This is a genomic window from Psychrobacter sp. NC44 (assembly GCF_904846655.1).
Taxonomy (GTDB): Bacteria; Pseudomonadota; Gammaproteobacteria; order Pseudomonadales; family Moraxellaceae; genus Psychrobacter.
Window position 1 is genome coordinate 134,740 of the sequence record NZ_CAJHBN010000007.1, and the last position, 24,419, is coordinate 159,158.

Annotated in this window: 18 protein-coding genes; all 18 read left to right on the forward strand. The window is 38.8% G+C overall.

Annotated elements, in window-relative coordinates:
- The first annotated feature begins 15 nt into the window (after window positions 1–15).
- The 18 genes from sdhD (at window position 16) to JMX95_RS07440 (ending at window position 24,257) form a co-directional block, all read left to right on the forward strand.
- Window positions 16–402: a succinate dehydrogenase, hydrophobic membrane anchor protein gene (gene sdhD, locus JMX95_RS07355; RefSeq protein WP_227500963.1), complete on the forward strand. Its 387-nt coding sequence runs from the start codon at window positions 16–18 to the stop codon at window positions 400–402.
- A 463-nt stretch (window positions 403–865) separates the two neighbouring features.
- Window positions 866–2,716: a succinate dehydrogenase flavoprotein subunit gene (gene sdhA / locus JMX95_RS07360; RefSeq protein WP_045443095.1), complete on the forward strand. Its 1,851-nt coding sequence runs from the start codon at window positions 866–868 to the stop codon at window positions 2,714–2,716.
- A 211-nt stretch (window positions 2,717–2,927) separates the two neighbouring features.
- The gene (locus JMX95_RS07365; protein ID WP_055123743.1) at window positions 2,928–3,638 is read left to right on the forward strand and encodes a succinate dehydrogenase iron-sulfur subunit; all 711 of its coding nucleotides are present in this window, start codon (window positions 2,928–2,930) and stop codon (window positions 3,636–3,638) included.
- Between the two features lie 508 nt (window positions 3,639–4,146).
- Complete coding sequence (locus JMX95_RS07370) at window positions 4,147–5,451, forward strand: RNA-guided endonuclease InsQ/TnpB family protein (RefSeq protein ID WP_201560431.1); 1,305 nt, start codon at window positions 4,147–4,149, stop codon at window positions 5,449–5,451.
- Between the two features lie 760 nt (window positions 5,452–6,211).
- Window positions 6,212–9,094: a 2-oxoglutarate dehydrogenase E1 component gene (locus JMX95_RS07375; protein ID WP_201560432.1), complete on the forward strand. Its 2,883-nt coding sequence runs from the start codon at window positions 6,212–6,214 to the stop codon at window positions 9,092–9,094.
- Between the two features lie 153 nt (window positions 9,095–9,247).
- Window positions 9,248–10,489, forward strand: coding sequence for a 2-oxoglutarate dehydrogenase complex dihydrolipoyllysine-residue succinyltransferase (gene odhB / locus JMX95_RS07380; RefSeq protein ID WP_201560433.1), 1,242 nt, complete (start codon window positions 9,248–9,250; stop codon window positions 10,487–10,489).
- Between the two features lie 222 nt (window positions 10,490–10,711).
- Entirely contained in the window at window positions 10,712–12,166 is a 1,455-nt protein-coding gene (gene lpdA / locus JMX95_RS07385) for a dihydrolipoyl dehydrogenase (protein ID WP_201560434.1), read from the forward strand.
- A 156-nt stretch (window positions 12,167–12,322) separates the two neighbouring features.
- Entirely contained in the window at window positions 12,323–13,489 is a 1,167-nt protein-coding gene (gene sucC, locus JMX95_RS07390; protein ID WP_055123662.1) for an ADP-forming succinate--CoA ligase subunit beta, read from the forward strand.
- Between the two features lie 152 nt (window positions 13,490–13,641).
- On the forward strand, window positions 13,642–14,517 hold the full coding sequence (gene sucD / locus JMX95_RS07395) for a succinate--CoA ligase subunit alpha (RefSeq protein WP_045455414.1): 876 nt from the start codon (window positions 13,642–13,644) through the stop codon (window positions 14,515–14,517).
- A gap of 108 nt (window positions 14,518–14,625) precedes the next feature.
- A complete protein-coding gene (gene neuC / locus JMX95_RS07400; RefSeq protein ID WP_201560435.1) occupies window positions 14,626–15,744 on the forward strand; it encodes a UDP-N-acetylglucosamine 2-epimerase in 1,119 nt (372 codons plus the stop codon).
- 18 nt (window positions 15,745–15,762) lie between these two features.
- The gene (locus JMX95_RS07405) at window positions 15,763–16,446 is read left to right on the forward strand and encodes a cytidylyltransferase domain-containing protein (RefSeq protein ID WP_201560436.1); all 684 of its coding nucleotides are present in this window, start codon (window positions 15,763–15,765) and stop codon (window positions 16,444–16,446) included.
- Window positions 16,443–17,486 (forward strand): N-acetylneuraminate synthase family protein, encoded by a 1,044-nt coding sequence (locus JMX95_RS07410; protein ID WP_201560437.1) that lies wholly within the window; start codon window positions 16,443–16,445, stop codon window positions 17,484–17,486. The genes JMX95_RS07405 and JMX95_RS07410 overlap by 4 nt, the downstream gene beginning before the upstream one ends.
- A 14-nt stretch (window positions 17,487–17,500) precedes the next feature.
- The gene (locus JMX95_RS07415) at window positions 17,501–17,779 is read left to right on the forward strand and encodes a hypothetical protein (protein WP_201560438.1); all 279 of its coding nucleotides are present in this window, start codon (window positions 17,501–17,503) and stop codon (window positions 17,777–17,779) included.
- Between the two features lies 1 nt (window position 17,780).
- The gene (locus tag JMX95_RS07420) at window positions 17,781–19,466 is read left to right on the forward strand and encodes an HAD-IIIC family phosphatase (RefSeq protein WP_201560439.1); all 1,686 of its coding nucleotides are present in this window, start codon (window positions 17,781–17,783) and stop codon (window positions 19,464–19,466) included.
- Complete coding sequence (locus JMX95_RS07425; RefSeq protein WP_201560440.1) at window positions 19,456–20,463, forward strand: hypothetical protein; 1,008 nt, start codon at window positions 19,456–19,458, stop codon at window positions 20,461–20,463. The genes JMX95_RS07420 and JMX95_RS07425 overlap by 11 nt, the downstream gene beginning before the upstream one ends.
- A complete protein-coding gene (locus JMX95_RS07430; RefSeq protein WP_201560441.1) occupies window positions 20,460–21,407 on the forward strand; it encodes a polysaccharide deacetylase family protein in 948 nt (315 codons plus the stop codon). Before JMX95_RS07425 ends, JMX95_RS07430 begins: the two co-directional genes overlap by 4 nt.
- A gap of 3 nt (window positions 21,408–21,410) precedes the next feature.
- A complete protein-coding gene (locus JMX95_RS07435) occupies window positions 21,411–23,054 on the forward strand; it encodes a hypothetical protein (protein ID WP_201560442.1) in 1,644 nt (547 codons plus the stop codon).
- Window positions 23,055–24,257: a DUF6716 putative glycosyltransferase gene (locus JMX95_RS07440; RefSeq protein WP_413786830.1), complete on the forward strand. Its 1,203-nt coding sequence runs from the start codon at window positions 23,055–23,057 to the stop codon at window positions 24,255–24,257. It abuts the gene before it with no gap.
- The last annotated feature ends 162 nt before the right edge of the window (window positions 24,258–24,419 follow it).

Consider the following 24,419-nt stretch of genomic DNA (forward strand, 5'->3'; position numbering starts at 1 on the left):
AAAAATGATTCAGGAATCAAAAGTGCGACTGGTCTGACAGGTTCAGGCTCACGCGATTGGATTATCCAGCGTATTAGCGCTGTCGTTTTAGCCGTTTATAGTGTGGTATTGCTGGGCTTCTTTTTGACGCATGGCGATGTTACTTATCTTGAATGGTCATCATTTATGACCAGTTTACCTATGCGCCTATTTAGCTTGGTGGCGGTACTTGCTCTAGCTGGTCATGCTTGGGTTGGTATGTGGACCGTGTTCACCGACTATATCACGACTGGCAAATTGGGCTCAAGCGCAGCAGGTCTACGCTTAGTGCTACAGTCATTGATGATTATCGCTATTTTAGTGTTTCTATTTTGGGGCATCATGATTTTTTGGGGTACTGGTTTCGGTGTGGTTGCTGTTTAACGATAGCCAATCCCCTATAATCTGGATACGGTGTCAGGCTCGCTTAATCTACTATTTGTAGTTCTGGTGACATGCCTTCCTTGTATCCATATTATATTGAACAGACTATGTATTGATAATATTTATTTATCTGTAACTTGATTTATCTATAAACAATAACGGACGCGACTAGCAAATGTCAAAGTCATCCGTTAGTAGCCAAAAATAGTCATAGCCAATCATAGCGTTGGACATCATTGACTTAGCCAGTCACTTATATAATAGGTGCGCTATGGTTTAGTCAGTGAGCGAACCCAATATAACGATAGATGTGCAAATTAGGTGGTTAAAGGTTGTGAGCGTCATCCACTTTGATAATTGCAAATAGTGGCAAGACAATAAAGTGTTTTGTCTAGCAATAGGATGATTTTGAGACAGCCTTTTTATTTACTTCTAAGCATTAATAGGCATTAGGAAAACCGTAATGGCAACTAGACAAGATAATACCATTAGTAATATTAAGACGCTAAACTACGATGCAGTCATCGTTGGTGGCGGCGGCTCAGGTATGCGTGCTTCACTACATTTGGCAGAAGCGGGCATGAAAGTTGCCGTTTTGACCAAAGTATTCCCAACCCGTTCGCACACGGTTGCGGCTCAGGGCGGTATCGGCGCAAGTTTGGGCAACATGAGCAACGATAACTGGCATTTCCACTTTTATGACACCGTTAAAGGGTCAGATTGGTTAGGTGATCAAGACGCGATTGAATACATGTGCCGTGAAGCGCCTAAAGTAGTCTATGAGCTTGAGCACATGGGCATGCCGTTTGACCGTAACGAAGACGGCACGATTTATCAGCGCCCATTCGGTGGTCATACCTCAAATTATGGCGAAAAAGCCGTACAACGTGCGTGTGCTGCAGCTGACCGTACGGGTCACGCGCTATTACATACGTTATATCAGAAGAATTTGCAGCAAGGCACTGAGTTCTTTATCGAGTGGATTGCGCTTGATTTGATCAAAGACGAAGCGGGTAATATCAACGGTGTTATCGCGCTTGAGCAAGAGACAGGTACGGTTGCCGTATTCCAGTCACCGATTACTGTCCTAGCGACAGGTGGTGCAGGTCGTATCTTTGCCGCCTCTACTAACGCTTATATCAATACTGGTGACGGTATTGGCATGGCAGTTCGTGCTGGTATTCCATTACAAGACATGGAGTTTTGGCAGTTCCACCCAACAGGTGTCCACGGTGCAGGCGTACTGTTAACTGAAGGTTGCCGCGGTGAAGGCGCAATCTTACGTAACAAAGATGGCGAAGCGTTCATGGAGCGCTATGCGCCAACCGTGAAAGACTTGGCACCACGTGATTTGGTTTCTCGTTCTATGGATCAAGAAATCAAAGAAGGTCGCGGCTGTGGTCCAAACGCTGACCATATCGTAATGGATATGACGCATTTGGGTGTAGAAACCATCATGAAGCGTTTGCCATCAGTATTTGAGATTGGTAAAAACTTCGCTAACGTTGATATCACCAAAGAGCCAATTCCCGTTATTCCAACTATTCACTATATGATGGGCGGTATTCCAACCACCATCCATGGTCAAGTAATCACGCCTGATCTAGAAGCGGGTACTGATGAAGACGGTCTATATGCAAAAGGCAACGTGGTTAAAGGTCTTTATGCTATCGGCGAATGTGCTTGTGTCAGTGTTCATGGTGCCAACCGTTTAGGTACCAACTCTTTGCTTGATCTACTGGTATTTGGTCGTGCTGCTGGTAAGCATATCGTTGATGAATTCCATCATGCCGATCATAACTATAAGCCTCTAGATCCACGCGTGCTAGATTATACGGTCGGTCGTTTAGACAAGCTGCAACAGTCGACTGAAGGCTATAATGCCCAAGACGTGGCTGACGAGATTCGTGCGACCATGCAAGCGCATGCGAGTGTGTTCCGTACGCAAGCGATGATGGACGAAGGCGTTGAGAAGATTTTAGCGCTTGGTGACAAGATTGAAAAAATCCATTTAGCCGATAAATCACAAGTATTTAACACAGCGCGCATTGAAGCATTCGAAGTGGCTAACTTGTATGAAGTGGCCAAAGCGACGATGGTATCAGCGGCAATGCGTCACGAAAGCCGCGGTGCTCATAGTGTGTCTGACTATGACCGTCCAGAAGATGATGATTACGCACCAAATGGCCGTAATGACCACGAGTGGATGAAGCATACCTTATGGTATTCTGAAGGCAATCGCATCATTTATAAGCCAGTTCGTAAGGTACCACTAACGGTTGATTATATCGAACCGAAAGTTCGCGTCTACTAATTTTAGACTGCGCAATTTAGCGATACGAACAGCGTAAACGTTTTATTTTTTATTCATTTATTAAAAGGTGACCGCCAGCTACATGCTCATGCCAGCGTGACAATATGATTAGTTGATATTTGATAATTACTGTCAATATGGGCTAATCAATAGCGCTGATATGCTGCAACCTTTGTATGCCCGCCATCACCTACGTGTGGAGTTTAGCATTATGAGCCGAGGTACTCGCACCATCGAAATCTATCGCTACGATCCTGATCTGGACGCAGCGCCGCGCATGCAAACGTATACGATTGAGTTGCTAGACTCAGATCGTATGTTGCTTGACGTGTTATTACGCCTGAAAAAGGAAGACGAAACACTGACCTTCCGTCGCTCTTGCCGTGAAGGTATTTGTGGCTCTGATGGCATGAACATCAATGGCAAAAATGGCCTAGCGTGTCTCATTAACATGAACACTCTGCCAGAAAAAGTCACGGTTCGTCCATTACCAGGTCTACCTGTTGTTCGCGATTTGGTTGTTGATATGAACCAATTCTATGAGCAATATGAGAAAGTACATCCGTACTTGATCAATGACCAGCCAGCGCCGCCAACTGAGCGTTTGCAGTCACCTGAGCAACGCGAAAAGCTAAACGGTTTGTACGAATGTATTCTATGCGCATGCTGTTCAACCAGCTGCCCATCGTTCTGGTGGAACCCTGATAAATTCTTAGGTCCATCAGCACTACTGCATGCTTATCGCTTCGTGGCTGATAGCCGTGATGGTGATACGCAAGCACGTTTGGCGCGCTTAGATGATCCATTTAGCCTATTCCGTTGCCGCGGTATCATGAACTGTGTATCAGTTTGTCCAAAAGGTTTAAATCCAACCAAAGCAATTGGTCATTTACGTAATATGCTCATTGACCAAGCAGGTTAATCGTTTATAATGGTCTGGTTTTTTTGCAGATAGCGTACGAAAGACACCACCTAATCATTAGGTGGTGTTTTTTATGAGCAATATATCTGAGATTCTTTGATTGTCTTTCAGTGTCAGATAGGGCTTATAGAGACGATTATTCGACATGGTTAAAGGTAAGGCTGGGCTATCAATACGTTGGTTGTATGTAAGAAGGCATGATATATACGTCAGCAATCTATCAAAAAAGCGAAATAGGACTCCACCCGACATTAGGGCGGAGGGGAATGTCGCTTAGTATTTATTATATTCGGTGGTGTGTCAAAAAATATGTTGACTAAAATTTGAACAATTTTGAAGCCTTGAAAGCTCTATGGAATCAGAGAAATTAGCATAGACTTCGTATTAAATTTTTTCGTCACCATACTTTTTAGAACACCGCCTTATATTTTTATACAGATTAGTTACTGAAATAAATCGTGTTAATCTTTAGTATTGATAACATGTCAGACGAAAACGAATTGGTGTTATGAAAATCAGTAAAGCGTATAAGTTTAGGCTTGAGCCTAACGTAGAGCAAGAGGTTATCTTAAATAACCTTGTTGGTTCTGCGCGCTTTGTTTGGAATCAAATGCTGGCCATATCGTTTGAGATGTTTGTTAAGAATGAGTTTATTAATGCAACGAATTTGGTTAATAAAATCATGGATATTAAAGCCAATCCTGATTTTGCATTCTTAAAAACAAGCTCCAATGCGGTATCTTTACAACAGAAAGTTCGTGATCTCGCTTCTGCTTGGTCGCGCTTTTTTGACCCTAAAGTTCATGCAAGGCTGAAAGAAAATAACAGAAAACCTAGAAAAACTAAATGCCTCAAGCTTGCCGACGGCACTGAAATCCAACTACGCCCACTCATGCCGCGTTTTAAACGTAAATCAGATGGTCGAGATTCAATCCGCTTGGTTCAGTTTGATAAATATTGCCGCGTTAAGGGCAATCGCGTCAAATTACCGAATGGTATTGGCTTGGTGAAGTTTAAAAAATCTCAAGAGATCATAGGTGTCATAAAGAATATCACCATCAGTAAGAAATCCGGCCATTGGTACGTGTCTTTCGGTACGGAGCGTGAGGTTGAAACACCGACCCATCCGTCCAAAACCGCCATTGGTATTGATTTAGGGATTACTAAATTTATCACTACCTCAAACGCTGATATTATTCAGCCCAAAAATAGCTTCAAAGCCAATCAAGTCAAGATAGCAAGGCTACAGCGCCAATTAAGCCGCAAGGTCTTATTTAGTAATAATTGGAAAAAGCAAAACCGTAAAATCCAAAAGCTTCACCATCATATCGCCAATATTCGCCATGACTACTTGCATAAGATCACCACTGACATCAGCAAAAACCACGCCATGATTGTCTGTGAGGATTTGAAAGTAGCTAATATGTCGAAATCAGCAAGTGGTACGCTTGAAAACAAAGGTCGCAATGTCAGAGCCAAATCAGGATTGAATAAATCAATTCTTGATCAGGGTTGGGGTATGGCGTTGACTATGCTTGAGTATAAACAGCAATGGCAAGGTGGATTATTGATCCAAGTAAACCCAAGATTTACTAGCCAAACCTGTTTTGAGTGCAAGCATGTTGCCAAAGAAAATAGACGCACCCAAGCAAAATTTGAGTGCGTTGAATGTGGTTATATTGCGAATGCTGATGTTAATGCAGCTCGTAATATTCTTACGGTAGGACATGCCGTTTTGTCTGTGGAGGGAGGACGCGGTAAAGGTCGCCCGATGAAACAGAAAGCTTGTGACCTTCGTGAGAAAGTCACCTAAGAGCTTTTGCTTTTAGAATCCCACACTTGAGCTTGTCGAAAGTGGCGGGAGTATGTCAAATAATTGGTGTTAGAAAAAAGTATTCAGCCAGAGATATTCACCACGTTAAATGTTAGAATAGCGCATTATTTTAATAATTAGTCGTTTTGACGAACCACTATCAGTCGTTAACGTTTAACTTACTGATAAATAAGTATTCAAAACAAGTAATAGACTGGAATAATGCATCCAAAATGATAGTAGATATTCATTACCTAAATAGTTAGTATTGAACAAACAAACTATGGCGCGAAACGCTGTCATGCTACTCTATACAGCAACGTATGTTTGCCATAAAAGTAATGATAGCTTGGGAATAACCAGACGTTCCAGCGAGGATAGCCAAATAATAGGCCAGCTGAAGGCGTCAATAATTCATCGATCGTTTATCTTTGATGAATTGGTTATGACTAACTTCAGTATATATAAATTAATGTTGTGAGACGAGTCAGATAACAAAACTGGACGTTCACAAATAATTATATTTTTAATATAGGTATTGTAATGGCACTTATTATCACTATTTAGCATCACTGTCTGTCATAAGCAAAAGTACAGATAAGCGTACTTCTTTTATAGTAATAAGTGTGGTTCATAAATCAGTACTGAACAGAATACGATTGAGTTTTTATAGCATTAAGTATTTAGATGTCTCACATACAACAGATTACACAATAATAAGCACGATTCCATTCATTTATCTATCAAATAGACGATTATTATGAATAGTATAACTAAAGAAGCCGCAAGCCTAGGACATACAGAACTGGCTGCTGACAACGCCAGCTATATAGAAGCTCTTTATGAGCAGTACCTAAACGATCCTGATAGCGTTGATACCGATTGGCAAACGTATTTTGAACAATACAAATCGGCAAACGATGCACAGCATAACGCTATTAAGGAACAGTTTTTGTTGCTTGCTCGCAACCAAACTGCCAACAAAGCCAGCACTCAAGCGCCTGATCAAAGTGCAGGCTTAGCCGACTGTGCCAACCCTAAACAAATGGGTGTACAACAGCTAATTTCAGCTTACCGTCGCCGTGGTCATCGCCGTGCCAAGCTTGATCCATTAAATCTACATCCACGTGCAGAAGTGGAAGATTTGACCCTTGCTTATCATAATCTTTCAGAAGCTGATCTTGATACCGTATTTCCTACCAATGATTTAAATATCGGTAAAGACGAAGCGCCTTTACGTGAAATCATCGAAATTATGGAACGTGTTTACTGCCGTTACATTGGTACTGAATACATGCACGTTACCACCAGTACTGAAAAACGCTGGATGGAAAAGTATCTAGAAACCAACTTAGGTTACATCAAGTTTGATAAAGAAAAGCGCTTATCTATTCTTGAGCGCCTAACAGCAGCTGAAGGTCTAGAAAAATACTTAGCACGTAAATATACGGGCGTTAAGCGTTTCGGACTAGAGGGCGGCGAAAGCTTTATCCCTGCTATCAATGAAATCATCCAACGTGCAGGCGGTTATGGCACCAAAGAGATGGTCATTGGTATGGCTCACCGTGGACGCCTAAACCTATTGGTCAACATCTTAGGCAAAAACCCTGCGGACTTGTTTGATGAGTTTGATGGCAAAGTACAGCCAGAAAAAGGCTCAGGTGACGTTAAATACCATAATGGTTTTTCATCGAATGTGATGACGCCAGGTGGTGAAGCGCATTTGGCTTTGGCATTCAACCCGTCCCATCTTGAGATTGTCGCGCCAGTATTGCAAGGTTCTGTACGCGCACGTCAAGTTCGCCGTAATGATGAGCCTTTAATGGAACATACCGATGGTAACTCAGTATTGCCAATCGTCATTCATGGTGATGCGGCGTTTGCTGGTCAAGGTGTGGTTCAAGAAACGTTCCAAATGTCACAAACTCGTGCTTATAGCACTGGTGGTACAGTACATATTGTGATCAATAACCAAGTCGGTTTCACGACAAGTCGTCAAGAAGATGTGCGTTCGACTGAATATTGTACTGACGTTGCAAAAATGGTACATGCACCTATTCTACATGTGAACGGTGATGATCCTGAGTCGGTGGTATTTGCCGCACAGTTAGCATTAGATTATCGTCATGAGTTTGATAAAGACATCATTATCGATCTGTTCTGCTATCGCCGTAACGGTCACAATGAAGCCGATGAGCCATCAGCGACTCAACCACTCATGTATGCCGTTATTAAGAAGTTACCAACGACTCGTACTATCTATGCACAGAAGCTTATCGCTGATGGAGTCTTAAGTGCTGAAGAAGAAAAACAGTATGAAGATGACTATCGTGAATCTTTAGACCGTGGTGACTATGTTGCCAACTCGCTGGTTAAAGAACCTAACGAGCAGCTATTTGTCGATTGGAAACCTTATTTAGGTCACGAATTGGTAGATGATTGGGATACCAGTGTCGACATTGAGACTCTAAAAGGTTATGGACGTCGTATGGCGGAAATGCCAGACGGCTATAAGTTACAACGCCAAGTACAAAAAGTGGTTGAGCAGCGCTTAGCCATGCAAACAGGCGAAGAGCCGTTGAACTGGGGTGCAGCTGAAACATTGGCATACGCATCACTAGTCGATAACGATAAAGTATTGGTACGCATCACTGGTGAAGATGTGGGTCGCGGTACTTTCTCACATCGTCATAGCGAAATCTATAATATCAATGATGGCAGTATGTATGTGCCATTGGCTCATATGAGTGACACTCAAGCCCGCTTTGCCACTTATAACTCATTGTTATCAGAAGAAGCGGTATTAGCATTTGAATATGGTTATGCAACGACAGTACCAAACGCCTTGATCGTTTGGGAAGCGCAGTTTGGTGACTTCGTCAACGGCGCGCAGGTGGTGATTGACCAGTTTATCTCAAGTGGTGAGACGAAATGGCAGCGCGTTTGTGGTCTAACTATGTTATTACCACATGGTTTTGAAGGTCAAGGTCCTGAGCATTCATCTGCTCGTCTTGAGCGTTTCTTACAGCTATGTGCTGAAGACAATATGCAAGTAATAACGCCAACGACACCTGCACAGATCTATCATGCGCTACGTCGTCAAGCGGTTCGCCCAATTCGTAAGCCATTGATTGTCATGTCACCGAAGAGTTTACTACGTCATAAGCTAGCCACGTCAAATCTTGAAGAGCTAGCGAATGGTAAGTTTGAAACGGTACTGCCAGAGATGGACAACCAAAATGCAGACAAAGTCACTCGTATGGTGCTTTGTGGTGGTAAAGTTTATTACGATTTGCTTGAGCAGCGCCGCGCCTTAGGTCTAGATCATGTCGCTATTGTTCGTATTGAGCAGCTCTACCCATTACCAGAGCAGCGTTTGATGGCTGAGATTGAAAAATACAGCAACTTGGCTGAGATCGTTTGGACGCAAGAAGAGCCGCTGAACCAAGGCGCTTGGTATTATTTAGCGCCGCATATGTTCCGCATTGTTGTGCCACACCCAACCAAAGCAAAAGTAATGGAGCCGGTCGCGCGTCCTGCGAGTGCAGCACCTGCTACAGGGTCACCGAAACTGCATGCTCAGCAGCAGCAAGCGTTGATCGCTGGTGGTCTTGGTATCAGTGTCGATGAGTTGGCTAAGTAACAGATTATTGAAGATAAATGAATCAGGCGATAACAGTCAGTATGTTGTAATAAAATCTAGATAGTATTATCTAAGATCGCTATGCAAGATGGCACTGACTGCCTATCACGACTTAATAACAAATATGAATATCCCAATCTAAGGAGTATATCGATGGCTGATATCAAAGCCCCCGTTTTTCCAGAATCAGTTGCCGACGGTACTATCGTTGAGTGGCATGTCACTGAAGGTCAGCAAGTCAATCGTGATGACCTATTGGCTGAAATCGAAACTGATAAAGTCGTATTAGAAGTTGTGGCGCCTGATAATGGCGTTGTGACCAAAATCGTTAAGCAGGTTGATGATACCGTGTTGTCTGACGAGATCATTGGTCAATTCGAAGCTGGTGCAAGCGCCAGTGCAGATAATGCTCCTGCGGTAGATCCAGATCAACCAGCAGCGCCAGTACAAGCCAAGCAAGCAGCAGATGGTGGCGAGCCTGTCCAAGCAACAGATAAAAAAGACGAAGCGGATCATAAAGATCAAAGCCCAGCGGTACGTAAAGCAGCGAAAGAGTCTGGCGTTGATCCTAAAGAAGTGGAAGGCAGTGGTCGCGGCGGTCGTGTGACCAAAACGGATATGGCTAACCCAACATTGAAAGCAGACAGCAGCATCAAATCTGATAGCGGCCGTCCAGTGGCTGAATCAATGGGTGAGCGTACTGAAAAACGTGTGCCAATGACGCGTCTACGTAAAACAGTAGCGAATCGTCTATTGTCAGCGTCACAAGATACTGCGATGCTAACGACGTTCAACGAAGTGAATATGAAGCCGTTGATGGATATGCGTGCTAAGTATAAAGACCAGTTCGAGAAGCGTCATGGCGTACGTTTGGGCTTTATGTCATTGTTCGTAAAAGCAGCAACAGAAGCACTCAAACGCTTCCCAGCAGTTAATGCGTCACTAGATGGCGATGATATCGTTTATCATGGTTATTATGATATTGGTGTAGCAGTATCTTCAGATCGCGGTCTGGTTGTTCCAGTATTACGTGATACCGATCGCATGAGCATGGCTGATGTAGAAAGCCGTATTCGTGAGCTTGGTGGCCTTGCCCAAAAGGGCAAGCTTGGTCTAGCTGACATGACTGGCGGTACGTTCACTATCTCAAACGGTGGTGTATTTGGCTCATTGATGTCAACGCCTATTTTGAACCCACCACAAACTGCTATCTTAGGTATGCATGCTATCAACGACCGCCCAATGGCAGTTAATGGTAAAGTTGAAATCTTACCAATGATGTATCTTGCATTGTCTTATGACCATCGTATGATTGATGGTAAAGAAGCAGTACAGTTCTTGGTCACTATCAAAGAGTTGGTTGAAGATCCAGCCATGCTGCTCCTAGACCTGTAAGCTTTCAAGCTTGTATTGGTAACCGCTGATACAAGCTTTTTAACTTTAGTCTAAACAGTGGTGCTCGTTGTTTATTAATAAATAAGAATGTTTCGCTGATATGGTGTATTTACCGTCAAGTGAAAAAGTATCTAATAAAGATATTGCCTATTTATTAACGAGGTAATCCTCAGTTTGAATGATATTTACAATTAGAATGATAATTAAAAATAGGAACGTACTATGAAAGACAATTATGATTTAGTCGTCATCGGCGGCGGTCCTGGTGGTTATGAAGCCGCTATCCGTGCAGGTCAGTTAGGTATGAGCGTTGCTTGTATCGAAAAACGTGTTTATAAAGGTGAGCCTGCTCTTGGCGGTACTTGCTTAAACGTTGGTTGTATCCCATCAAAAGCCCTACTTGATAGTTCGCATCGTTATGAAGCGACCAAGCATGATCTTGAAGAACATGGTATTAGCACTGGCGACGTCGCTATCGATATCGAGCAAATGATTGCTCGCAAAGAAGGTATCGTTAAGCAATTGACTGGCGGTGTGGCAGCGTTATTAAAAGGTAATGGCGTTGACTGGCTACAAGGCTGGGGCACATTGGTTGATGGCAAAGGCGCTGATAAGCAAGTTAAGTTTGTCGCTTTAGAAGACGAAGCAGAAAGCACTATTACCGCTAAAAACGTGATTCTAGCGGCCGGTTCAGTACCTATTGATATCCCAGTTGCCAAAACTGACGGTGATCGTATCGTTGACTCTACTGGTGCCCTTGATTTTACCTCAGTTCCTAAGCGTCTAGGCGTTATCGGTGCTGGCGTTATCGGTCTTGAGCTCGGTTCTGTATGGCGTCGTTTGGGTAGCGAAGTTGTTGTTTATGAAGCGCTTCCAAGTTTCTTAGCAGCCGCTGACAAAGACATCGCAAAAGAAGCAGGCAAAATGCTGAAGAAGCAGGGTCTTGATATCCGTGTTGATACCAAAGTCACCAATGCTGAAGTGAAGGGCGATCAAGTCGTCGTTACTAGCGAAAATAAAGGCGAGTCATCTGAAGAGAGCTTTGACAAGCTCATCGTTTGTGTTGGTCGCCGTGCATATTCTGAGAAGTTACTTGGTGATGACAGCGGTGTGACCTTGACTGAACGCGGTTTGATCGATGTCGATGACCAGTGCAAAACCAATCTTGATGGCGTTTATGCTATTGGTGATTTAGTCCGTGGTCCAATGCTTGCGCATAAAGCAATGGAAGAGGGCATGATGGCGGTGGAGCGTATTCACGGTGAAAAAGCTCAAGTCAATTATGACACGATCATTAACGTCATTTATACCCATCCAGAAATCGCATGGGTTGGTTTGACTGAGCAAGAAGCTGAAGCCGCTGGCTACGAAGTTAAAACAGGTTCATTCAACCTAGCAGCGAACGGCCGTGCATTGGCTCAAAGCGAAGCAGAAGGCTCTATTAAAGTCGTGGCTGATGCCAAAACAGATCGCCTATTAGGTATGCATGCTATCTCTGCTGGTGCTGGTGATATCGTCCATCAGGGTATGATTGCGATGGAATTTGTCTCTAGTATCGAAGATTTGCAGTTGATGACCTTTGCTCATCCAACCATTTCAGAAGCCGTGCATGAAGCTGCTCTGTCTGCTGATGGCCGTGCTATTCACGCCATTCAGCGTAAAAAGCGTAAGAAATAAGTCGTTAGTTTGATCAGTACCAACTTATAACCTGATCGCGGTGGGGTTGTTATGGCTTCCACCACGGTCATGAGTGCGCCATATGCTTGTTGAATATGTATATATGCGCACTTGTTTTCACTTTTTATTAATTGTAAAAAATAAAGGATACAATCAATGAATTTACATGAGTATCAAGCAAAAGAGCTATTAAAAAGCTATGGTTTGCCGATTCAAGAAGGCATTATTGCCTATAACGGCGACGAAGCTGCTGCTGCTTTTGATAAAACGCCAACAGACATTGCGGTTATTAAAGCGCAAGTACATGCTGGTGGTCGCGGTAAAGCGGGTGGCGTAAAGCTGGTTAAAACTCGTGAAGAAGCCAAGCAAGTTGCTGAAGAGCTTATCGGTACCAATTTGGTTACTTTCCAAACTGACGCTGATGGCCAACCAGTTAACTTCGTATTGGTTGCAGAAGATATGTATCCAGTACAAACTGAGCTATATCTTGGTGCAGTCGTTGATCGTTCTACGCGTCGCGTAACGTTCATGGCATCAACCGAAGGCGGCGTTGATATCGAAGAAGTCGCAAATGAGACACCAGAAAAAATCTTTAAAGTAAACGTTGATCCTTTAGTTGGTTTGATGCCTTTCCAAGCACGTGATGTGGCATTCAAACTAGGTTTAGAAGGCAAGCAAATTAATCAATTCGTTAAATTGATGACAGGCGCGTATCAAGCATTTATCGATAACGATTTTGCCTTGTTAGAAATCAACCCATTAGCCGTTCGTGAAAATGGCGAAATCGTTTGTGTTGATGGCAAAATTGGTATCGATTCAAACGCACTGTATCGTCTGCCTAAAATTGCAGCACTACAAGACAAGTCACAAGAAAATGAGCGTGAGCTTAAAGCGGCTGAGTTTGACTTAAACTATGTTGCTCTAGAAGGCAATATCGGTTGTATGGTTAACGGTGCTGGTCTTGCTATGGCGACCATGGATATCATCAAATTGTACGGCGGCAAGCCTGCTAACTTCTTGGACGTTGGCGGCGGCGCGACTAAAGATCGCGTTGTTGAAGCATTCAAGATTATTCTTGAAGACAGCAGCGTTGAAGGTGTTTTAATCAACATCTTCGGTGGTATCGTACGTTGTGACATGATTGCAGAAGCGATTATCGCTGCTATCAAAGAAGTTGACGTAAAAGTACCTGTTGTTGTCCGTCTAGAGGGTAACAACGCTGAAAAAGGCGCGCAAATCCTAGAAGAGTCTGGTCTGAAATTGATTTCTGCCCAAGGCCTATCAGATGCGGCTCAAAAAATTGTCGATGCTGTTAAAGCTTAATATATTTGAGGCATAGTCCTCTAAATATACGTGCTTAAGCATAGTAGTCAACGCGTAATAGCAGCTTGTTGGTATAAATTTATCATTAACATTTAATGGATAACACATCATCAAGTGGCTATTGCAAGACCACCGAATACAAGGAATAAATAATGAGTGTATTAATCGATAAAGATACCAAAGTATTGGTACAAGGTTTCACTGGTAAAAATGGTACGTTCCATTCTGAACAAGCCATCGAATACGGTACCAAAGTCGTCGGCGGCGTAACGCCAGGTAAAGGCGGTCAAACGCATTTAGGCCTACCAGTATTCAACACGATGGCAGAAGCTATGGAAGCGACCCAAGCTGACGCTTCTGTTATCTATGTACCAGCACCATTCGTACTAGATTCTATCGTTGAAGCGGTAGATGCTGGTGTTAAATTGATTATCGTTATTACTGAAGGCGTGCCTACTTTAGACATGCTAAAAGCAAAACGTTATATCGAAGAAGCTGAAGGCGTACGCATGGTTGGTCCTAACTGCCCAGGTGTTATCACACCAGGTCAGTGCAAAATTGGTATCATGCCAGGTCATATCCATTTGCCAGGTAAAGTAGGTATCATCTCACGCTCTGGTACATTGACTTATGAAGCGGTTGCTCAGACCACTAAGCTTGGTTTTGGTCAGTCAACTTGTATCGGTATCGGTGGTGACCCTATCCCTGGTATGAACCAGATCGATGCATTGAAACTGTTCCAAGAAGATCCACAAACTGAAGCGATCATCCTAATCGGTGAGATCGGTGGTACTGCTGAAGAAGAAGCAGCTGCTTATATCAAAGACCATGTAACCAAGCCAGTCGTTGGTTATATCGCTGGTGTTACCGCTCCAGAAGGCAAGCGTATGGGTCATGCTGGCGCTATTATCTCTGGTGGTCAAGGTACTGCTGAAGAGAAATTCAAAGCGTTTGAAGATGCTGGTATCGCGTATACACGTGACCCATCTAAGCTTGGCGAGAAATTAAAAGAAGTTACTGGTTGGTAAGATAGGCATAAGTCTACAGTTTAACTACCAAAACTGCATTGCAAAGAAACAAAGACACCCCTACAATGGGGTGTCTTTTTTTATTCAATCTTAAGCGAAACTCTAACAATGAAAAAAATACTATTTATAACAGGTACGAGAGCTGATTTTGGTAAGATTAAAAGCTTGATGGATAAAGTTGAGAGTATGAAGAATTTTGAACTTCATGTCTTAGTTACAGGCATGCATATGATGAAGTTATATGGCTCAACATTTATTGAAGTGAAAAAGCAGAACTATAGAAATAGTTATCTCATCTCGAATCAGCATACTGATGAACCTATGTGCTCTGTACTATCGAATACAATTAGTATTATTTCACGTTTAGTAAACTCTATAGATCCAGATATGATTGTTGTGCACGGAGATAGAATAGAAGCACTAGCTGGAGCTACAGTGGGGGCGCTTAATCACATTCGGGTGTGTCATATAGAAGGTGGCGAGCTATCAGGAACTATTGATGACTCTATAAGGCATTCAATTACTAAACTTTCTCATATTCATATGGTTGCTAATGATGAAGCTAAGCAAAGATTGATACAGATGGGAGAGAACAAGAAAGCTATTTTCATAATAGGTTCTCCAGATTTAGATATTATGGATTCAGGTGTATTACCTAGCTTAGAAGAAGCGAAAAATCATTATGATATTACCTTCGAAAATTACGGCATTGTAATGTTTCATCCTGTGACAAGTGAAGAAAAAGACATTAAGCAATATACTGAAAATCTATTTAAAGTTCTTGATAGGTCAGAGAAAAGATATGTGGTTATTTATCCGAATAATGATCCTGGTAGTCTTAAGATACTTGATGTTATTGAAAGATATAAAAATCATATAAATTTTAGAATATTTCCATCAATCAATTTTGAGTCATTTCTAGTCCTTTTGAAAAATTCAGAGTTTATTATAGGTAATTCAAGTGCTGGTGTTAGGGAAGCGCCTTTTTATGGCTTACCTAGTGTAAATATAGGGACTCGGCAGAACTCTCGTTTTAGAGGACCGTCTGTCCTAGATTGTGACTATTCAGAGGAAGGAATTGAGCGAGCACTTACTGAGATTGATAAGCTCGACGTTGAGAAGTCTACTTGGTTTGGTAAAGGGAATAGTACTGAGTTATTTGAGTCTCATATTGATAGTGATAGAATGTGGAATATTCCAGTCCAAAAAGTTTTCGTGGATCTCTAAAGATAGGAATGATTATAAATGGAATATATCGCAATTATCCCAGCTCGTGGTGGATCAAAAGGCATCAAAGATAAGAATCTACAGCTTGTAGATGGAGTATCTTTGTTAGGCAGAGCTATAAATGCTGCCAACAGTATAGAGAGTATTAGTAGAGTAATCGTCTCTACAGACTCTGAAAGTATTATAGAAGAAGCTATAGCATATGATGCTGAAGTTCATAGAAGGCGACATTTGACTTCATCAGATAGTGCAAAAACTATTGATGTTATCAAAGATATATATGGCGATATGATGTTATCTGATGAAGTGTGTATTCTTCTTCAACCAACTAGTCCGTTACGCCAAGTCAGTGATATAGAAGCCTGTATCAATGAATATGAAAGTAACTATCCTGTAAATTCTGTAGTATCAGCGACATTGTGCGAGCATCACCCTTATAAAGTTATTGTTCAAGACGACACAGGTGAGATGGTGCCTATACGCCAGATATCTGATCTAGAGGCACCAAGACAGAAGTTACCAAAAGCTTTACGGGTTAATGGTGCTATTTATATAAGTTCTTTTAAAAACCTGATTAAGCATGATTCATTTTTTTGCCATCCAACAAGATTTTTCGAAATGGGCGAAGATGAATCTATTGATATTGATAGTTATAAAGATTTAGAAAGAGCAAATTCAATTACTAAAGGTAAATTATTATGAAACCAAGCTTTAAAATTGGAAACCGCGATATTGGTTACGACTTCGAACCGTTAGTTATTGCTGAAATTGGCATTAACCATGAAGGTTCCTTGGATGTTGCTAAAGAAATGGTAGATGCTGCTCATCGAGCGGGTGCAGAAATGGTAAAGCATCAAACGCATGTAGTAGAAGATGAAATGTCTGAAGAAGCTAAGTCTGTTATCCCTGGCAATGCTGATGTTTCTATCTACGAGATCATGGAGCGCTGTGCATTAAATGAAGAAGATGAAACGGCTCTCAAAGAGTATATCGAATCTAAAGGAATGATGTTTATTAGCACTCCTTTTTCTAGAGAAGCTGCCTATCGTCTTGAACGTATGGGGGTAGAAGCTTATAAGATAGGATCTGGAGAGTGTAATAATTATCCACTAATCAAACTTGTCGCCTCATTTGGTAAGCCTGTTATCTTATCTACTGGTATGAACAGTATCGAAAGTATTCGAAAATCTGTAAATATTCTAGAAGCTGCAAAAGTTCCATATTCGCTTTTACATTGTACTAATGTATATCCAACTCCATATGAGCTAGTGCGTTTAGGTGCACTGACTGAGCTAGAAGTGGCTTTTCCTAACGCTGTCATTGGTTTGTCTGACCACTGTATAGATAATTATGCATGCTTAGGTGCAGTAGCATTAGGAGCTAGCGTGCTAGAACGTCACTTCACGGATAGTTTTGATAGAGCGGGCCCAGACATTAACTGTTCTATGGATTCAGATGGTATGGCTGATCTCATCAAAGGTAGTAAAGCGATTGCAAAAGCTCGTGGTGGTTCTAAAGGAGCTGTTGCTGAAGAACAATCAACCATCGATTTTGCTTTTGCTTCAGTTGTTGCCTACAAAGATATTAAGGCAGGTGAAACATTAACTGAAGAAAATCTTTGGGTACGTCGTCCTGGAACAGGGGATTTTTTAGTAGATCAGTATGATTTATTGATTGGTAAAGTTGCTGGCAACAATATTGTTAAAGGTAGCCAGATTAAAAAAACAGATATCTCTATTTGAAGGAGTTGTAATTGATGTTAGATAAAACTATAAGTGATGCAATTCAAAAGACGAATTTACAATTAAAAAATGAAAATCATATACAGAATGTTGATAGTCAGCTACTAATGAAAAAAGGCAGTAATGTTAGTTCGCTTGGACTAGCAATATTTATTTCTACGCTTGAGAATGAAATTTATAAAGAGACTGGCTTCAAGATTAAGCTTATAGATGCACTGAATACAGGAGCAGATGTTTCTTTCTTAGAAGACATAGGTAAGTTAAAAGCCTATCTGTCAAAGGAGATTAAATAAAATGAATGTAACAGTTGTTTCAGACTTTAATTCGGAGCCTTTTGCTAACTTACTTACTAATTATTTGGAGGAAGCTGAAGTAGTAAACTTGCCTTATGGTCAAGTTTACCAAAACCTAATTAATATTGTTAATGCTGCTAATAAGAGTGAGCAGCCTGATATTGATTTCCTAGTTATATGGACTAAAGCAGAAAATCTCTTTCCTGAGTACCATAAGTCAGTGAAATTTCTTGATTTTAATTTCAATTCTCTAAATGAAGAACTAAATGATTTCATCTCTATATTACAGAAATGCTCTAAAGTTGTAAAAAATATTTTGATGTTTTCTTGGACAAAACCACCGCAAAACTATTTGCACGGTATGTTAGATTATAAAAATTATGGCCCTCAATATCTAATCAATCATTTAAATAACAAATTTATAGAGACTACTCAAGATGACGGAAATATACATGTTTTAAACTTTAATGATCTCATGATAGGTCACAAAGGAAGTGTATTTGATAATCAAATGAAACACCTAATAAAAATGCCATATGATTTAGACTTCCTCAAAAAGGTTTCAGAGGTTTTATTGTCTTGCATCGAAGGTGTATTGGGTAAATCTAGGAGAGTATTAGTACTAGATTTAGACAACACATTGTGGGGTGGTATTCTAGGGGATGATGGAATTGAAGGTATAAAAATTGGAGGACATGATGTAGCTGGTGAAGCATTTTTAGATTTTCAGAAAGCTATTAAAACATTGAAAAATAAGGGGGTTGCATTAGCAATAGCAAGTAAAAACTATGAAGAAAATGCAATACATGCTTTGGAAAATAATCAAGAAATGCATCTGAAAAAAGATGATTTTTCGGCATGGAGAATTAATTGGAAAGATAAGGCTGCTAATATCGTAGAGATTGCAGAAGAGTTAAACTTGGGACTTAGTTCATTAGTGTTTATAGATGATAATCCTGTGGAACGAGGTAGAGTTTCTGAAACACTGCCTGACGTTTATGTTCCTGACTGGCCTGAGTCTCCAGCAGACTATGCCGAAGCATTGTTATCACTGACCTGTTTTAATGTATCCTCGATTAGTGATGAAGATAAAAAAAGAGTGGAGATGTTTGCTGCTGAGAAAGATAGAAAGCAGCTCAAAGAGAGCTTAAGTCATGATGATTGGTTAAAGTCAATTAAAATAAACGTTGAGCTCGAAGATATCAATAAAAATAATAAAAAAAGAATAATTCAACTTTTAAATAAATCAAACCAATTTAATGCTATCAGTCGTAGGTTTTCTGAAGTAGAAATTGATAATTGGCTAGAGAAGCAATCTAGGTACTGTTGGGCTTATCGGGTATCAGATAAATATGGTGAGTCAGGGCTAACGGCTGTAGTTACCTTTGAGATATATGATAGTTATATACAAATATATGATTTCGTTATGAGTTGCAGAGTCATGGGAAGGAATATTGAGAATCTAATCCTTAAGAGCATAATTGACTTTGCCATTAAACATGATAAATCTGAAGTCAGAGTTAATTACGAAAAAACTGATAGAAATAAACCTATGAAGGATTTTTTAGAAGATAGATCTGGTTTTGATCAAGTAGAAGGTTTCTTTGTTTGGGATAACAAAAAAGAATATGGAAAATATTCATATATTCAGTTGGATGATATTAGATTAGGTACTCATGATGATTGAGTTTTGTGGAGAGAAAGATTTAGCTCAAGTGATGCAATTTATCAATGATTTTTGGAAAAAAGATCATATTTTAGCCACTAGTAAAGAAATGTTTGATTATCAATACTACGATCAAGCAGCTGGTAGATATAATATGATTATATCTAAAGATGATAATAATGAATTGGAATGTGTATTAGGTTTTATTCCTACTTCTCGATTTGATAAAGCATTAGCCAAAGAAGACGTTATATGGTTGTCTCTATGGAAAAGTAGGGAGGATGCATCAAATCCATTTATAGGCATTATGGTATATTCTTTTTTACGTCAACATTATGAGCATTCATTTATTGCAACAAATGGTATGAGTGCTATAGCTGAGCAATTATATAATCATTTAGGATTCGAAGTTCAATCTCTTTATCACTTATATATAGCTAACCCTACTATTAATGATTTTAAGATAGCTCATAGTCCAAAATTTAGTGATAATGATGTTGAGATTCTGTTTGAGCTTGAGTTAGTTGATAGTGTTGATATTCGAAGTATAGGCTATCATGAAAGCACCTGCTATAAAAATGTTAGATATCTAGTTAATAAATACTTAAATCATCCATACTATAGATACTCATTCTTAACCATTCCTGAAGAGGACTTATTAATAGTTTGTAGAGAGATTACTATAAGCAAGAGAAAAATCTTAAGAATTATAGATTTCTATGGCCAACCAGCATCAATGGCAAGGGTAAGTAAGAGTTTGGAGTCTTTTATAATTAAAAATGGCTATGAATATATAGATATATTAATCAGTACTGATATAAGCACCATTACTCATTCTAAATTCATACTTAACAATACCGACTCCGCAACTATAATTCCCAATTATTTTGAGCCATTCGATTCTAGAAATGTAGAAATAAAATTTGCTATGCATCCAAAGTTAATGGATGGTTATTTTGTAACCAAAGGTGATGGAGACCAAGATAGGCCTACACTGATTAAGGGGCTTAATATATGAAAGCAATAATGTATCATTACATTAGGGAAGCAAGTTCCGAGATACCTAAATTTATACACCTCGATTTCTCTGATTTCCAAAAGCAAATAGATTTTCTATCTAAAGAGTATCACATATTAAATCAAGAAGAGTTTTACTACTGTTTAAAGACAGGTAAAACCATTGATAAGGGAATGATATTGACTTTTGATGATGGAGTACGTGATCATTATGACTATGTTTATCCTTATTTAAAAAGCAAGGGTCTTTGGGGGATTTTTTTTATATCAACTTTACCTTTTATATCTAAGAAGTTGCTTGATGTACACAGAACGCATTACCTACTTGGAAGATATGAAGCTAATGATCTCGTTAAATATATTAAAAAAATAATTACAAAAAATGATCTCATTGATAGTGCGAACACAAAATTCGCTTTAACAACTTACATAAATCAGCATTCTGAAGAAAGTATTAAGGAATTCAAAAGGATAGTAAATTATCAGTTAAATCCTAGTAGGAAAACTGCTGTCCTTGACAGAGTAATGGAACATTTTCTTGAGTTTCCTGAAGAAGATTTAGCTGAGACTTACTATTTATCTAAGAAAAATATTTTAGAGATGCAAGCCAATGGAATGGAAATGGGATGTCATGCACACTCTCATAACTTGCTATCCAATTTAGAAGATAGTAATCTTTTAGATGAATTATCAACTTCGAATTTATATTTAAAGGAGTTAGTTTATCCAAATGAATTAAATGGATTTTGCTTTCCTTATGGTGGAAAGCAATCTTACGATGAAAGAGTGTTAGAAATATTAGCTCATCAAAATTATAAATATGGGTTCAGTGTGAGTTCGAGGGATATTACTAGAACAGATATTATTAATAATAAATTTGAGTTACCTAGGTATGATTGTAATGAGTTTCTTCATGGACAAGCAACATTTAATTTTGAAGGTTAAAGTATGAGTAAGCTAACAAAGCTAGTTAATAACCCGTTATCATTTTTGAAGGATGCGATTGAGAACAAACGTATATTATTAATTAGAGATAAAACACCACAGCAATTAATTAATAGGAATATTCCTGAAAACATTAATAAAAAATTTGATAAAGGACAAAAAGATCTAAAATTAAATAAAAGTCTAACTCAAAAAATACCTCAAGAAGTATATGTTAATTATTTAATAGAAGCTAAGACGAAACTAGCTTTAAATAAGTTCAAATATGAAGGGTTGAATTTGTGGCCATTTCTTAGAGCTGAACTAATGGTACAATTAGAAATAGCTTTTAACAAACAGATTAAGGGTAGTAATTTTTTTAATCCCTACCAAACTCAGCTGTGCAGACCTTCAAATGTATCTCATGATATGGCCTATGATTTGGCTAAAAACCGAGAGTATATGTCTTTAATAGACGAAATAGAGGATCAAGAAAATGATATACTTTTTTTCTCTAATTTAAACTCTACTGATCATGTTAAATATGATGGTAAGATTTATAATAGGTTGATTGATCCCCTTATAGATGAGTTGAGTAAAGAGTTTACGTGTAAGAAAATTGAAATTATTAAGGCAACTTCAAAGGCAGTAGATAAAATACCCCTTTACTATAATCGCCCTACTTGTGTTTTACCATCAAATTTGTTTACTGGAGGTTACAGTAGCAAAGCAGATTTCCCATATAAATTTTTAGAAAGCTTGAATAAAAATATTCCAGTTATAGAGTTCACAGAAGGTAGAATAAATAGTTTTATCGACTGGCAAATGCATATGATTGATTTCTATACGAAATTACTCAGAAAATTTAATCCAAAAATAATTTTATTTCATCCTTACTACTATAATATGCCTCTAGTAACAGCTGCAAAAAGAATGAATATCATGACAGCAGATATCCAGCACGGTGTAATGCACGGCTATAATAGTATGCTTTATGATAACTGGCAGGAACTGCCAATCAGTGGATATAAAGCTTTACCTGATATTTTCTTTACTTGGAGTGATAAGGAAGCTAATTATCTTAATGAAGTTGTTCTAGATAACAATACTCATCATAAAGCTATCCCATTAGGATATAAATGGCTTGAATTTAATTCTAAAAGTGATAATCAAATTACTAAGATGATAAGTAATTGGAATTGTGATTATAAAATATTAGTTTCTTTACAAAAAGATAATGTTATACCTAATAATATTCTTAAAATAATGAAACAACAAGATAGCATTCTATGGATAATTAGAGCTCATCCTAAAGGTAATAAAGTTATTGAATCACAAGTTCAAGATATTAATAATGTATTGTTTGGTAGCACTATTGACGAAATTTTAATTTCAGATTTATTTAAAGCTGTAGATTTTAATATAACTTCAGGATCTACTACTGTTCTTGAAGCGGACTTCTATAATGTTAAATCCTTTGTTTATTCTAAAGAAGGACTCTTGAATTATAAAGAATATATTGACGAGGGGCTAGTTAAATATATAGACTCATCTATCGAAAGCATTGATTTAATAGAATTAGATAATTTTATAAAAAGTCCATCTATAGGATACTTCAAACGCGAAATAGATATTATAAAGGTCTTCAAAGATTTGATAGGTTCATAGTTGACTAATATCTTAATAATATCGGACACGGACTCTAGAATAAAGTGGTCTAGAATGTTAGCAGAGTCTTTATCTAATTATTACTCTACAAGCTCAGTAAGATTCATGTATAGAGGCAATGAATCTTATGATTTTAGCATTTTAGACTCTAAGAAATCTTGGAATAAATTACAAGATGCAAATATATTAATTATCGCTTTAGGGGGCGGGGCGAATCATAAATATATTAGAAGAGTTAGAGATATATTTGAATTGAGTAAGTTTTCTAGACGACCTATAATTATTACTGGATATAATGGTATTACTGACCCATATAATATTCATTCTCTTAATTGTAGGTTAGGTTCTGACATAGTTTGTGTAAACACTTTATTTGATTATGAAGTGTTTAACGATTATCTCAAAAAATTAGACTACAAACAGTCTCCAATCCACTTGTTAGGGTTTCTACAAAACACAAGTACTGCTACGATCAAATTTTTTGCGAAATATGAACCCTATGAACGAAAGGTAGTATTTATAGTACAGCCTGATGTTCCTAAAAGTTTGACTGAGAGATTCTACATTATCGAAAAGTTAGTTGAACTTGCAAAAAAATATCCGAGTTGGGGTATTTTTATTAAGGCTCGTTCACAGGTAGGTGAGAATAATGTTACACATCAAGAAAGTCATCATTATGAAATAATATATAAACTTTTTAAACAATTAGACAATATACATTTTATATATGGAGATATGCTGCCTATCTTAGATTCTTTAGAAAATACAGATCTCGTTTTATCTATAGGGTCTACAGTGATTATGCACTGCTTAAAGAGAGGTATTCATGTTGGGGTGATATCCGATTTTGGGGTGCGTGTGGATTATGGTACTGAACACTTTGTAGGAAGTAATATTTTTATTGAATTTGATGAAATAAGTAATCTTACTATTCAACGGTTAATACCGAATCAAAAATGGATGAATAAATATATTAATTTTAACGATGATTTCACTACAAGTAATTTATATAAAAAGATCGAGGTTTTATTCGAAAAACAGGAGTTCTTGGGTAATATATTGCCTTTTCCTGAAATGATTTATGATGATTGCTTTGCAAAGTACTTATCCTCGAGGTACTCGCTCAAAAAATCTGAAAGAATAAAGTTCAAATTTTTGAAAAACTATCCTATACTTTCAGGATTTCTTACTAGGTTTAAATGAATTGATTATATAAGAGAGATTGTCATGCGAAAGATACCGAAAGCGAGCTTATTGGTTTATGGGCCATGTTCAAATGCAGGCGATGTATAGTTAGTTCAAAATAAAAGTGTTATGACTAGGACAAATATCATAAAACAATTTGGATAAGTCATTTTGCATCCA

What these genes read in the sequence shown, in the direction of transcription:
- sdhA (WP_045443095.1), top strand. Translation starts at nt 866, where the DNA reads ATGGCAACTAGACAAGATAATACCATTAGTAATATTAAGACGCTAAAC.
- JMX95_RS07365 (WP_055123743.1), top strand. Translation starts at nt 2,928, where the DNA reads ATGAGCCGAGGTACTCGCACCATCGAAATCTATCGCTACGATCCTGAT.
- JMX95_RS07370 (WP_201560431.1), top strand. Translation starts at nt 4,147, where the DNA reads ATGAAAATCAGTAAAGCGTATAAGTTTAGGCTTGAGCCTAACGTAGAG.
- JMX95_RS07375 (WP_201560432.1), top strand. Translation starts at nt 6,212, where the DNA reads ATGAATAGTATAACTAAAGAAGCCGCAAGCCTAGGACATACAGAACTG.
- odhB (WP_201560433.1), top strand. Translation starts at nt 9,248, where the DNA reads ATGGCTGATATCAAAGCCCCCGTTTTTCCAGAATCAGTTGCCGACGGT.
- lpdA (WP_201560434.1), top strand. Translation starts at nt 10,712, where the DNA reads ATGAAAGACAATTATGATTTAGTCGTCATCGGCGGCGGTCCTGGTGGT.
- sucC (WP_055123662.1), top strand. Translation starts at nt 12,323, where the DNA reads ATGAATTTACATGAGTATCAAGCAAAAGAGCTATTAAAAAGCTATGGT.
- sucD (WP_045455414.1), top strand. Translation starts at nt 13,642, where the DNA reads ATGAGTGTATTAATCGATAAAGATACCAAAGTATTGGTACAAGGTTTC.
- neuC (WP_201560435.1), top strand. Translation starts at nt 14,626, where the DNA reads ATGAAAAAAATACTATTTATAACAGGTACGAGAGCTGATTTTGGTAAG.
- JMX95_RS07405 (WP_201560436.1), top strand. Translation starts at nt 15,763, where the DNA reads ATGGAATATATCGCAATTATCCCAGCTCGTGGTGGATCAAAAGGCATC.
- JMX95_RS07410 (WP_201560437.1), top strand. Translation starts at nt 16,443, where the DNA reads ATGAAACCAAGCTTTAAAATTGGAAACCGCGATATTGGTTACGACTTC.
- JMX95_RS07415 (WP_201560438.1), top strand. Translation starts at nt 17,501, where the DNA reads ATGTTAGATAAAACTATAAGTGATGCAATTCAAAAGACGAATTTACAA.
- JMX95_RS07420 (WP_201560439.1), top strand. Translation starts at nt 17,781, where the DNA reads ATGAATGTAACAGTTGTTTCAGACTTTAATTCGGAGCCTTTTGCTAAC.
- JMX95_RS07425 (WP_201560440.1), top strand. Translation starts at nt 19,456, where the DNA reads ATGATGATTGAGTTTTGTGGAGAGAAAGATTTAGCTCAAGTGATGCAA.
- JMX95_RS07430 (WP_201560441.1), top strand. Translation starts at nt 20,460, where the DNA reads ATGAAAGCAATAATGTATCATTACATTAGGGAAGCAAGTTCCGAGATA.
- JMX95_RS07435 (WP_201560442.1), top strand. Translation starts at nt 21,411, where the DNA reads ATGAGTAAGCTAACAAAGCTAGTTAATAACCCGTTATCATTTTTGAAG.